Raw genomic sequence first — 11930 nt, 5'->3', positions numbered from 1 at the left:
CTGGGTGCGGCGGTCGGTGCCTCGCGTGCCGCGGTCGACGCGGGCTGGTACCCGCACACCAACCAGGTCGGCCAGACCGGCAAGTCGGTCTCCCCGCAGCTGTACATCGCTTCGGGTATCTCCGGCGCGATCCAGCACCGGGCCGGTATGCAGACCTCGAAGACGATCGTCGCCGTCAACAAGGACGCCGAGGCCCCGATCTTCGACCTCGTCGACTACGGCGTCGTCGGCGACCTCTTCGACGTCGTGCCCCAGCTCACCGAAGAGGTCAACACCCGCAAGGGCTGACACCCATGGCACGAGGCGCGTTCCGGGGCCGCACGGTGGAGACACCGTGCGGCCCCGCGCCGTTGTCCTCGAACGGCCTCAGGGCCGGAACGCCCTGAGCGTCACGTCAACGAGCGCGTCGGCGTACTCGGCGGTCAGTGGTCCCGAGCGATGCAGCCAGCGCTGGAACAAGGGCGCGTAGAGCACCTCCAGGACCAGGTCGAGGTCGGCGTCGGCAGCCAACTGGCCTGCTCGCTGCGCGCTGCGCAGTCGCTCCTTCTTGGCCTCGTCCACCGGCCGGGCCAGCTTCTCGCGGTACTGCGCGGCGAGCTCGGGGTCGTTGCTGATCTCGTTGTTGAGCGCCCGGACCGGCTTCTCGAACTCCGGGTCGGCGAACTCGGCGGCCGTCGCGCGCATGACCGTCCGGAGGTCGGCCTCGATGTCGCCGGTGTCCGGCAGCGCCGCGGCCCGGCCCTCGGCGCCCTCGCTGAGCGCCAGGAAGGCATCGAAGATCACCGCGCCCTTGGACGGCCACCAACGGTAGATCGTCTGCTTGCCGACACCGGCCCGGGCGGCGATGGTCTCGATCGCCACCTTGCCGTACCCGACCTCGGAGACCAGCGCGCGGGTCGCCTCAAGGATCGCCTGTCGCGAACGTTCGCTGCGCCGGGAGCGGTCCGGCTTCATGGCCTGGGACATGAACGCAGGCTAGCACCTCAACGAGACGGACCGGTTCGCATTGACAAGGCCACGGCAACCCTGCACACTCGAGCCCAACGAGACGAACCGTCTCGCCTCAGGAGGTGGGATCCAAATGACGACCGCCAGAGTCTGGTTCATCACCGGTGCTTCGCGGGGCCTGGGCAGAGCGTTCACCGAGGCGGCCCTGTCCGCCGGAGACCGCGTCGTGGCCGCGGCCCGTCACATCGAGCCGCTCGCTGCCCTGGCCGACGCGTACCCGGACGCCCTCGTCACGCTGCCGCTGGACGTCTCCGACCGCCGGGCCGTGTTCGACGCCGCGGACCTCGCCGCCGCGGCCTTCGGGCGGCTCGACGTCGTGGTCAACAACGCCGGCGGGCTGCTCTACGGAATGGTGGAAGAGGCCACGGAGGAACAGATCCGGGCACATCTGGACGTCAACTTCTTCGGCGCGGTCTGGGTCGCCCAAGCCGTCCTGCCCCATCTGCGCGCACAGGGCTCCGGGCGCATCCTCCAGGTCACATCGATGGGCGCCGCCGGGGGCATGGCGTCCGTCGGCTTCTACGGTGCGGGCAAGGCGGCGCTCGGCTCGGTGAGCGAGGCACTGGCCATGGAGGCCGAGCGGTTCGGCGTCAAGGTCACCGTCGTGGAGATGGGCGGCTACGACACCGGCCTGTTCACCCAGGGCACCACGACGACCGAGGCCCTCCCGCACTACGAAAGCCTGCGCGCCGAACTGGCGGAGATGTGGGGCGACGAGACCGGGCCGCCCCCGGCCACGGCCGCGCCCGTCATCATGGAGCTGGCCGGTCTGCCGGAACCGCCCCGACGGCTCGTCGTCGGCGGCCGGTCCTACGACCAGGTCCAGACACTGAACCGGGCCAGGGCCGGGCTCTACGAGGCATGGGAGGAACTCAGCCGCAAGGCCCCGGGCTGACCGGTACCGCGCCCGCCCCGCCCCCGCGCCAAGTGCCCCTCAGACGATCGAGCGACCGGTGGGTGCCAGCCGCAGTGTCCGGGGGGCCTCGGACTGCTCCCGCTCGATGCCGGGCAGGATCTCGTCCCGCACGGCGGCGTGAGCCAGGACGTCGGAGAGGTGCTCTCGGTACGCGCGCTCGTCGGGGTGGGCGCTGAGGACCACGGCGACGTTCTCCCCGGTGCGCACGGGCAGCCGGGGGAAGGTGTTGGGGGCCGTCTCCGTGGTGAGGACGGCGAGCGGTGCGGGTCCGGTCTCCCGGAGCACGGGCAGGAGGCGGTCCTGGATCAGCACGATGCCGTCGTCCCGTGCGGGCGGGAAGGACCATACGGTGGCGGCCACGAACCGGTCCGGTGCCGCGGTGCCGACCGGAGGCCTCTGGGGCGGGGAGGCGTCGGTGCCGTTCCCGTCCGGCAGGGGCCGCAGCAGCAGGACGTCGTCGGAGTCGGCCATGGTGTCGTTGGCCCGGGGGCCGTGCTCCGCCCAGACAGCGCCGCCGTAGAAGGCCGAGAGTGCCCGCTTCCGCGCCCCCATGTCCGGGAACCCGCGCAACCAGACGAAGCGGTCCGGGTCGTCGAGGTCGCGGAACTGGCCGAGCACGGACATCCCGGCCGCCTCCTGGGTTTCGACGAACTCCCGGTCGAACAGCTCGATGAGTTCGTCGCGTCGGCCGGGACGCAGCGTGTACTGGCGAAGTTCGATCACGGCGGGGCGGTGGCCTGACGTATCGGTGAGGGGCACGCGAGGGACTCCTGTTCGGCTCCCGGCTCGTTCGGTCGGAGCCGGGTACGGACCGACCGTAGGACGCATATGTGCCAGGGGGTGTCAGGGTTTCCGGGGAGAATGGGCCCATGTCCGCTGGTCGTCTGTTGTCGGTGTTGCTCCTGCTCCAGTCACGTGGCCGTGTTCCGGCGCGCGGGATCGCCGACGAGCTGGGGGTGTCGGTGCGGACGGCCTACCGCGACGTGGCCCGTCTCCAGGCCGCCGGAGTGCCGGTCTACGCCGAGCCGGGCCGCAACGGCGGCTACCGGCTGCTCGACGGCTACCGCACCCGCCTGACCGGGATGAGCCAGGGTGAGGCGCGGGCCCTGCTGTTCGCCGGTCTCCCCGGGCCCGCCGCCGATCTGGGGCTCGCGGCGGAGGTGGCGGGAGCGCGGCTGAAGCTGCTGGCCTCGCTGCCGGCCGGGCTGCGCGAGGAGGCGGCGCAGACCGAGGCGGTGTTCCACCTGGACGCCCCGGCCTGGTACCGGGAGCCCGAACGAACCCCGTATCTCCCCCTGTTCGTCGACGCGGTGCTCACCCGGAGCGTGGTGGACGTGCGTTACCGCCGCTGGCGCGCCCCGCAGGAGGTGGAACGCCGCCTTCGCCCCTACGGTCTGGTCCTCAAGTCCGGCGTCTGGTACCTCGTGGCCGCCACGGCGGACCGGACCGCGGTCTACCGGGTCACCCAGGTCCTCGACGCGACACCGGGTGACGAGCGGTTCGACCGTCCGCCGGGCTTCGACCTCGGCGCGTACTGGACCTCCTACCTGGACGACTTCCAGAGACGCCGCTTCACCGGCACAGCCACCATCCGCCTGTCCCCGCGGGGGCGCCGGCGCCTGCCCGACAACCTCCCCCCTGAGGTCGTGCGGGCGGCCGAGAGCACCGCGGTCTCCGTCGGCGACGCCGGATGGACCGAGGCGGTCATCCCGACCGAGAGCACCGAGCACGCGTGCGGCGAGCTGCTGCGACTCGGCACCGACGTGGAGGTCGTCGCCCCGAAGGAGCTGCGGCGGGCCATGGCCGACACGGTGGGCGTACTCGCCGCGGCGTACGGAACCGGCTGAACGGAATCGGCCGGCCCGTGGGGCGGTCCCCCGAGGGGCGGCGGTGGTCGTGGCCGCGCGGGCGGGGTGACGAGCGGCAGGAGACCGGTCACCGCCCCGCCCGCGCGGCCGGAGGGATCAGTCCAGCAGTTCCTCGACGAGTGCGACGGCCCTCGTGGTGCCGCCCTCGGCCCTCGCCGCCGCCCGGAGTCGCGCCGAGCGGCCGGCCACCTCGGGGTCGGCGACGAGTTCGGCCAGGGTGGCGCGCAGCGCGTCGGCGGTGGCGTCCTCCGTGTCGAGGCGGCGGGCCACGCCGAGTTCCACGAGCCGGTCTGCGTTCATGAACTGTTCCGCTCCCTGCGGGACGGCGATCATCGGGACGCCGGTGAAGAGCCCTTCCGCGCTGCCGCCCATGCCCGCATGGGTGATGAAGGCGTCGGCCTGCTCCAGGATCGACAGCTGCGGTACCCAGGAGTGCACTTCGACGTTGGAGGGGATCTCGCCGAGCTCCCGCCGGTCGGTGTGCCGGCCGACCTGGAGGACGACGTGCCAGCCCGGCAGTTCGCCGTACGCTGCCAGGCACTGACGGTAGAAGCCGGGCCGGTTGGTGTACGCCGAGCCCAGCGAGACCAGCAGGACGTTCTCGGCGTCCGCCGGTCGGGTCCAGGGCTGTTCGCCGCCGCGCCCGCCGAGGCAGGGACCGACGAACGTCACCGTGTCCGTGTCGACGTCGTCGGCGTTCGGCTGCATCGCCCTGGGGATCAGGGCGACGGTCCGGGCGGGCCGGCCGCAGAAACCCTCCAGCTCCGTCGTGGTGGCGCCGCACCCGGCGAGCCAGCGGCCGAACCTCGACCGGTACGCGTCGGCGCCGGGCAGCGCCCAGACGTGCGCCGCCACGTCCTGTTCGTAGCCCTCCCAGGCGACGAAGGTCGGGGAAAGCTGCATGAGGGGGCGGTTCTGCGATTCGGCCAGCGCACGCGCGGCGTACGCGCCGATGTCGTACAGGTAGAGGTCGGCGGGGTCGTCGTCGTAGAAGGCCCGCAGCTGCGGAAGGGCCTGCACGGCCTCGTCGAGGAAGAGGCTCATCGCGGCGATGGGGTCGTCGGGCCAGTTGTTGTCCGCGACCGGCAGCACGGAGTCGTACGGGACGAACTCGGCGCCGGTGGCCTCGATCCGCTCGGCCACCGCCGGATCGTTGGCGTACGTCACCCGGTGGCCGCGGGCCACCAGTTCGCGGATGATCTCGAGGCTCGGCAGGACGTGGCTGACGGCGGGGATGCCGGCCATCGCGATGTGTGCGCGGGGACGGGACATGGAACATCACTCTTCTCAGGTCTGCGGCGAAAGGGACACGGCGGACCGGTGCGTCGGCCACCCCGGCGCAGATGCCGGGCCGTGGGCGCGCACACGGGCATGCCGGACGCGGGCGGGGCGCTGCCCCGTACCGCGTCAGCCGTAGATCTGGTGGAAGTGCATGCCGGGGACCCTATCTCCCGTCCGGTCCGGCCGCACATGGATTTCCGCGGGCCGCCGGGGCCGCCCCGGCAGCGCGGTCACACGGACGGGGCCGCGGCCTCGAGCGCGTCGACGCTGCCGGACATGAGGGTGCGTACGTGCTCCGTGATGTGTTCCGCGGGCCAGTCCCACCAGGCCAGCGCGAGCAGCCGGGCGATGTCCCGTTCGCTGTGGCGGGTGCGGATGAGGCGGGCCGGGTTGCCGCCGACGATCCCGTAGTCGGGCACGTCCCTGGTGACCACGGAACCGGTGCCGATGATCGCGCCGTGTCCGATCCGCACCCCGGGCATGATCGTCGCGCTGTGGCCGAACCAGACGTCGTTGCCGACGACGGTGTCCCCGCGGCCGGGCAGCCCGGTCAGCAGGTCGAAGTGGTCGGCCCACGATCCGCCCAGGGTGGGGAACGGAAAGGTGGAAGGGCCGTCCATACGGTGGTTGGCGCCGTTCATGATGAAGCGCACGCCCGTGCCCAGCGCGCAGAACCTGCCGATGACCAGCTTCTCCGGGCCGTAGTGGTAGAGCACGTTGCGCGTCTCGAACGCGGTCGCGTCGTCCGGGTCGTCGTAGTAGGAGTACTCCCCGACCTCGATCAGCGGGGACTTCACCAGTGGTCTGAGCTGCACCACCCTCGGCTGGTCGGGCATCGGGTGGACCACGGTCGGGTCGGCGGGCACCGGCATGGCGCGTTGGTTCCTCACGGTCGGCGGGCAGGACCGGTCCATGGTCGCGCCCGCCGCCCCGTCACGACAGCGGTTTACCGCGCCGCCGCACCCACCCGGCCGCTCCGACCGGAAACGGCACCGCTCCCACCGGGCGGGCGGCCCGGTGGGAGCGGAAGGGAGGGCCGGGTCAGGGCTGGACCGGCATGGACCAGCAGTTGGACGTGGCGGGCCGGCCCGCGAGGCGGTCGGTCAGCCACGAGATCGCTTCGCCCTGGTCGGTGATGAGCGGAACCACGTGGTTGGTGAGGAGCTTGTCGCCGAGGTTCGGCAGGATGACGGCGTCGTAGGTCACGTTGGCACCCTTGTGGCACCAGTCCACCGCCAGCTGCCGGGCCTGGCGGTGGGGAACGATGTCGTCCTGGATCCCGGTCGCCAGACGCACCGGGCCGGCGGGCTTGAGGTTCCCGATGCGCTGCTTGTCGAGAGCGGCCTGCGCCCGGGGCTCGGCCGCGATGACGTCACCGATGGACTTGCCGCTGTTGGTCCACTTACTGCTCTTGGCGAAGCCGTAGCCGAGGATCGCGTCGCCGACGCACATGGTCGACGCGTCCTTCAGCGCGGCCTTGCCCGCGGCGTTGACGTTGGCCTCGACGACGTCGCGGAGGTCCGAGTCGGCCTGGGCGAAGCCGTTGATCGACCACGCCAGCGCACCGGCGAGGGCGCTGCCGTCGATGCCCTTCATCACCGCGGTGAGGTCGGCGGGCGGCGCACCGGAGTAGGTGCCGGACAGTTCGATGTCGGGTGCGTAGGAGGGTTGCAGTTCGGCGGCCGAGGCACTGGCTCCGCCGCCCTGGCTGTACCCGTACAGTCCGGTGCGCGACTTCGGGGTGATGGACGCGCCCGGCACGGCGTGCGCGGCGCGGGCCGCGTCCAGCAGGGCGTGTCCCTCGTCGACACGGTTGACGTAGGTGTGCAGCCGGTCGGTGGTGCCGAGTCCGACGTAGTCGGTGACGACGACCGCCGTGCCCGCGGAGAGCAGGCGGTAGATCGCCAGGGCCTCGTAACCGACAGACACGGTCTCGCCGTTCAGGGTCAGCGGGTACTGGAGGGCCATCGAAGGGGCGCACTGGTCGCCCTGGCCCATCGTGCCGGAGGCCACCGCGACCAGCGGTCGCGCACCGCCGCCCTTCCAGGCGGCCGACGGTTCGATGTAGGCGCCGGTCACGGCGACCGGCTGCCCGCCGGAGTCGGTTGACTTGTACATCAGCCGGGTGGCGGTGCCCGGCATGGGCCGGCCGTCGAGGCCCGGAATGCTCAGGCCCAGGGGCAGCGGCTCCTGGCGGATCAAGGCGCCGTTGGCGCTGGGGAGTTCGGTGGGAGGGTTGTAGAAGTCGGGGATCGTCACGCCCCGGGACACCACTGACTGTGTCCCGTCGGCGGCGGTCGCGGGTACGGCGTAGGCGACCGCACAGGCCGCCGTCGTCACCGCGACGGCCAGCACTCGCGCGACTCCCGGGCGTTGCCGGTGACCGGTTGCGGTCGCCGGGTCCGCGGTATCGAAGGTGGAACACGAACGGGTGTTCTTGCGGCTCACAGTTCACTCCTCGCTCTGCTCCGAATGCAGGTGAGCGCAAGCTAGCAGTGGAACTTACCGAGGGTAACCCAGCGGTAAGTTACGCGTTGGTAACCATCGGTTCGACACGGGGCCGCTCCACAACGGCTCGAACCGGGTCATCTCCGGGGCACCTCCGGGGCGCACAAGTTCCCTATTCTTGGGGCGAGCTGATCACCCGATGCCTCACGCCCCTGGAGTTCACCATGTCCCGACCGGCCGGCGACGCCGCACCCCTGCACATCGACACCAGCAAGCCGCACCCGGCGCGGATGTACGACTGGTTCCTCGGCGGCAAGGACAACTACCCGGTCGACGAGGCGATGGGCGGGCAGATGCTCGCAGTCGAACCCGGAATTCCGGTGATGGCCAAGGTGAACCGCGCCTTCATGCACCGCGCCACCCGCTGGCTGTCGGAACAGGGCATCCGGCAGTTCCTCGACATCGGGACGGGGATACCCACCGAGCCCAACCTCCACCAGGTGGCCCAGCAGGCCGCTCCCGCCACCCGGGTCGTGTACTGCGATAACGACCCGATCGTGCTGGCCCACGCCGAAGCCCTGCTGAACGGCGCTCCCGAGGGCGCGATCGACTACGTACAGGCCGACGCCCGGAACGTGGACGCCATCCTCGAACGGGCGGGCAGGACGCTCGACTTCAGCAGGCCGGTGGCCCTCTCGATGATCGCGCTGCTGCACTTCGTGAGCGACGAGGACGGCGCCTACGAGCTGGTGAGCAGGCTGACCGACGTACTGGCGCCCGGCAGCCATGTGGTGATCTCGCACCTCACCGCCGACTTCCAGCCGGAGAAGGCCCGGAAGGTCGACGAGATGTACAAGGCCAACACGCTCACACTGGCCCCGCGCAGCCGCGATCAGGTCTCGGCGTTCTTCGACGGCCTGGACGTCGTCGAGCCCGGGATCGTGACCGCGGAGGCATGGCACCCGGAGCTCGGCGAACCGGTCCCCGGCCAGGACGACGTCATCAGCGCGGGATACGTGGCGGTCGGCCGCAAGCCGTAGGGCCGCGAACCGGAACACCGGGGCACCGGTTGTTCACGGCACAACCACATATGAGAGATTGTTATTCCTTTTGTGAAGACCCCTGAGCCATTCGGGGGCCCACGGTGAGGGATGCGGGTGCCGGCCACGCCACAGGCGAGCGGGCCCTTCAACATGCCTGCACAGAGCGCGTGTTGAACGATTCTGAGGCCGTGACAGAGGTCGGCCGGGGAGCCCATCCGGTGATAGCATCCCGGCATCTGTGATCTTGATCCAATAGGTTCAGATGCTGATTTGCGATCGGCGGCCTGTCTCTCCACGCAACAGCGGCCGGTCCGTGCCGAGCGGCCGCGTCGCAGGTACCTCGCGAGGTGTGCCCGTCGCCGTCCGCATGCCATGCGCCGGGAAAGGTTTCCATGATTCAAGACGCACTTGTGTGGTGCTTGGTTGCGGTGGCGGCGATAGCCGTGGTCGCGGCCGTGGCACTCGCCGCCCGCAACAGAGCCCTCGGGGCGAAGAAGAAGCAGACCGAGGCGGAGCTGAGGCGCCAGCTCCACGCATCAGACAGCCAACTCCATGTGTCGAGAGCCGAACTGCACCGGTTCATGAGCGAGCAGGACGGCACCCTCCGAGAGGCCAAGGAGGCGGCCGAGGAGAACACCAAGGCGGTCCTCAAGGGCGCCGCCAGCTTCCTGCAGAGCCTCGCGGCCGAGCAGACGATGCTCCTGGACGGCGTGCAGCGGAAGTACGGCGGTCACGCGGTACTGAGCGACCTGCTGGAGGTCAACCACGCCAACGCGCAGATGGCGCGTAAGGCACAGGGCATCGCGGTCATGTGCGGTGCGCCGCTCGGCCGCCGTAACAGGCCCGCCAGCGTCTACGACGTGGTGCGCAGCGCCCAGGGGCAGATCCGTAACTTCAACCGGGTCGCCATCATGCAGCAGACCGGTCTGGCGCTGAAGGCGTCGGCCGTCGCTCCCGTGGCGCTGGCCGTGGCGGAGCTGCTTGACAACGCTGCCAGCTTCTCCCAGCAGGACGCTCCGATCGAGGTGACGTTCCAGCGGATCCAGAACAATCTGTGCATCGTCATCGACGACGCCGGTGTCAGCATGAACGACGAGGACCGGCAGCGGGCGACCGAGCTGCTGGCCGGCGATGTCGTCCCGCGGCTCTCGCAGCTCGGCAACCAGCCGAAGTTCGGTTTCCCGGTGATCGGCCTGATCGCGCGTCAGTACGGCTTCAAGGTGGATGTCACCGGAGTCTCCCGGTACGGCGGCGTCCGGGCCGTCGTCCTGTTGCCCGAGGAGCTGTGGACCATGGAGGAGACACCCCCGGCCCAGGAGGCCCCCGTCAGCAGCATCCTGCGCAACGAGGGGCGGCCACAGAGCGCGGCGCCCCGCACGACGCACGGTCTGCCCAAGCGCGGGGCGCGCCAGGCGCCCATCGCGAGCGTGCCCGACCCCGAGACCGACCGTCCGGCACCCCGGGCCTCCGAGGAGACCGGCCGCTCCTCCGGACGCAGCCTGGGCGCTTTCCAGCGCGGCACGCTCTCGGGCCGCAACCTTGATGTCACGCCGCTCGAAGGGTCCGAAGACACATGAGCGCAGACCTGTCGTGGATGCTCGAGGACATCGTGCACAACGTGCCCCGGGCACGGCACGCCGTCCTGCTCTCCGCTGACGGCCTTCCTCGTGGGGCCACGGAGGGCCTGGCCGAGAAGGATGTGCGCACCATCTCCGCCGCCATGGCCGGGATGCAGTCGCTCAGCCGGGCCACGGCACACTTCGCGGGGCCGGAGGAGGACCGGCAGTGGAACCAGACGATCATCGAGTTCTCCCACGGGTGGAGCTTCCTGATCGGAGCGGGACAGGGTGCGTACCTGGCCGCCGCGGCGGCGCCCGACGTCGACATGCAGCAGATCTCCTTCCGCATGCACCGCCTCGTGGCCCGGCTGGGAAACAACCTCACCTCGCCGCCGAGGGTGAACACGGAGGACGACGCCGGCACCCGCAACACCGGCACGCCGCGGCGCGGCGGCAGTGGGGACTCCGGTTTCGTGCTCGCGGAGCTCGACCGGGTGATCTCCGGTGTCCAGGGCGCCCGGCACGCGGTACTGCTGGGGTCGGACGGTCTGCCCCGCGGGGCGACCAGCGGGATGAACAGGGACCTGGCGGACACGATATCCGCCGCCATGACGGGCATCCACGCGTACAGCAGGGTCACCTCGCAGTTCGCGGGCGTCCTGGAGGGCGCCGAGTGGCGGCAGACGGTCATCGAGTTCCAGCACGGCTGGATCTTCCTGATGGCTGCCGGGCCCGGTGCCTTCCTGGCCGCCGCCGCCGAACACGACTGCGACATCGAGGAGTTCACCACGCGTCTGCACGAGGTGGTGCCCAGACTGACCGCACCGACAGCACGGGGGGAGGCGGCGGGCCATGCCTGACGAACCCGAGCAGGATCTCGACCTGGAGCTGACCACCCCGTTAGTCCCACTCTTCGTCATCACCAACGGGCGGGCCCTGCCGCCGGACCACGAGTACGAACACACCACCCTCGTCATGGCGGCACAGGACGCTTCGGCCACGGCGCGCACGCTCTCCCCCGAGGCGAGCCAGGTCATGGAGCTGGTCACCGACGGCTTCCTGTCCGTGGCCGAAGTCGCCGGCCACACGCACCTCCCACTGGGCATCGTGCGCATTCTGCTCGCGCAGTTGGAGGAGGACAGCCTCATCCTCGTGAGGAGACCGATACCGCGCGCCGAACGTGTCGACAGAGAACTGGTCAGCGCCGTGCTCGAAGGCCTGAAGAATCGATTCGGAGCGTAACGCGTGCACTTGGATCCAGACGTCTCCAATGCGGTGAAGATCCTCGTTGTGGGGCATTTCGGAGTCGGGAAGACCACCTGCATCGGAAGCCTCTCCGAGATCGAGCCGCTGCGGACCGAGGAGGAGATCACCGAGGCCAGCGAGGGGTACGACGACCTGTCGGGCACCCCTCTCAAGAAGACCACCACGGTGGCCATGGACTTCGGCCGTCTCACGCTCAGTGACACGCTGGTGCTCTATCTCTTCGGAACGCCCGGCCAGGAGCGCTTCAAGGAGATGTGGGAGGAACTGTCCCGGGGCGCGCTGGGCGCGCTGGTCCTCGTCGACCCCGAGCGGCTGCACGAATCCTTCCCCGTCCTGGACCTGGTCGAGAGCTTCGGCCTGACCTACGCGATCGGCGTCAATCACTTCGAGGGCACCACGGACTACCCGCTCGACGAAGTCCGAGAGGCGCTGAACCTGACGTCCGAGACCCCCGTCGTGAAGTGCGACGTACGCGACGAGAACTCCTCGGCCCAGGCACTCATCACCCTCGTCAAACACCTCATGTCCCTGCTCGGCTAGG

At 70.4% G+C, this 11930-nt stretch carries 13 protein-coding genes; 8 read left to right on the top strand and 5 right to left on the bottom strand.

Translation table 11 applies throughout. The annotated features are described in order from the left end of the window. Positions 1–288, top strand: a 288-nt coding sequence (locus ACFVJX_RS03505; protein WP_385743625.1) for an electron transfer flavoprotein subunit alpha/FixB family protein, incomplete at its 5' end; no start/stop codon positions are given. A gap of 78 nt (positions 289–366) precedes the next feature. Here ACFVJX_RS03505 and ACFVJX_RS03500 read toward each other — a convergent pair. Next, complete coding sequence (locus tag ACFVJX_RS03500; protein WP_384125410.1) at positions 367–966, bottom strand: TetR/AcrR family transcriptional regulator; 600 nt, start codon at positions 964–966, stop codon at positions 367–369. A 115-nt stretch (positions 967–1081) separates the two neighbouring features. Here ACFVJX_RS03500 and ACFVJX_RS03495 point away from each other — a divergent pair, with 115 nt between their 5' ends. Next, positions 1082–1903 carry an SDR family NAD(P)-dependent oxidoreductase gene (locus ACFVJX_RS03495; RefSeq protein ID WP_384125408.1) on the top strand — a complete coding sequence of 274 codons (822 nt, stop codon included), beginning with the start codon at positions 1082–1084 and terminating at the stop codon, positions 1901–1903. A gap of 39 nt (positions 1904–1942) precedes the next feature. On the opposite strand, the gene ACFVJX_RS03490 is transcribed toward ACFVJX_RS03495, so the two are convergent. After that, complete coding sequence (locus ACFVJX_RS03490; protein ID WP_384125406.1) at positions 1943–2683, bottom strand: NIPSNAP family protein; 741 nt, start codon at positions 2681–2683, stop codon at positions 1943–1945. Between the two features lie 110 nt (positions 2684–2793). On the opposite strand from ACFVJX_RS03490, the gene ACFVJX_RS03485 reads away from it, so the two are divergent. Then, a complete protein-coding gene (locus ACFVJX_RS03485; RefSeq protein ID WP_384125404.1) occupies positions 2794–3771 on the top strand; it encodes a helix-turn-helix transcriptional regulator in 978 nt (325 codons plus the stop codon). Between the two features lie 117 nt (positions 3772–3888). Here the strand turns inward: ACFVJX_RS03485 and ACFVJX_RS03480 are convergent, their stop codons facing one another. The 3 genes from ACFVJX_RS03480 to ACFVJX_RS03470 form a co-directional block, all read right to left on the bottom strand. Next, entirely contained in the window at positions 3889–5064 is a 1176-nt protein-coding gene (locus ACFVJX_RS03480) for a macrolide family glycosyltransferase (protein ID WP_384125402.1), read from the bottom strand. 239 nt (positions 5065–5303) lie between these two features. Beyond that, on the bottom strand, positions 5304–5945 hold the full coding sequence (locus tag ACFVJX_RS03475) for a CatB-related O-acetyltransferase (RefSeq protein ID WP_384125400.1): 642 nt from the start codon (positions 5943–5945) through the stop codon (positions 5304–5306). Between the two features lie 169 nt (positions 5946–6114). Next, positions 6115–7521 (bottom strand): lipase family protein, encoded by a 1407-nt coding sequence (locus ACFVJX_RS03470; protein WP_384125398.1) that lies wholly within the window; start codon positions 7519–7521, stop codon positions 6115–6117. A 224-nt stretch (positions 7522–7745) separates the two neighbouring features. On the opposite strand from ACFVJX_RS03470, the gene ACFVJX_RS03465 reads away from it, so the two are divergent. The 5 genes from ACFVJX_RS03465 to ACFVJX_RS03445 all read left to right on the top strand — a co-directional run bounded on the left by ACFVJX_RS03465 (position 7746) and on the right by ACFVJX_RS03445 (position 11929). Continuing rightward, a complete protein-coding gene (locus tag ACFVJX_RS03465) occupies positions 7746–8561 on the top strand; it encodes an SAM-dependent methyltransferase (RefSeq protein WP_384125396.1) in 816 nt (271 codons plus the stop codon). A gap of 395 nt (positions 8562–8956) precedes the next feature. Continuing rightward, complete coding sequence (locus ACFVJX_RS03460) at positions 8957–10141, top strand: ATP-binding protein (protein WP_384125394.1); 1185 nt, start codon at positions 8957–8959, stop codon at positions 10139–10141. After that, positions 10138–10983 (top strand): roadblock/LC7 domain-containing protein, encoded by an 846-nt coding sequence (locus tag ACFVJX_RS03455; protein ID WP_384125392.1) that lies wholly within the window; start codon positions 10138–10140, stop codon positions 10981–10983. The genes ACFVJX_RS03460 and ACFVJX_RS03455 overlap by 4 nt, the downstream gene beginning before the upstream one ends. Next, entirely contained in the window at positions 10976–11365 is a 390-nt protein-coding gene (locus tag ACFVJX_RS03450; RefSeq protein WP_384125390.1) for a DUF742 domain-containing protein, read from the top strand. The genes ACFVJX_RS03455 and ACFVJX_RS03450 overlap by 8 nt, the downstream gene beginning before the upstream one ends. Positions 11366–11368: 3 nt before the next feature. After that, a complete protein-coding gene (locus ACFVJX_RS03445; protein ID WP_384125389.1) occupies positions 11369–11929 on the top strand; it encodes an ATP/GTP-binding protein in 561 nt (186 codons plus the stop codon). Position 11930 lies beyond the last annotated feature (1 nt).

This window comes from Streptomyces sp. NPDC127177, assembly GCF_042672475.1.
Lineage (GTDB): Bacteria > Actinomycetota > Actinomycetes > Streptomycetales > Streptomycetaceae > Streptomyces.
This window is presented reverse-complemented; position numbering and strand designations above follow the sequence as displayed.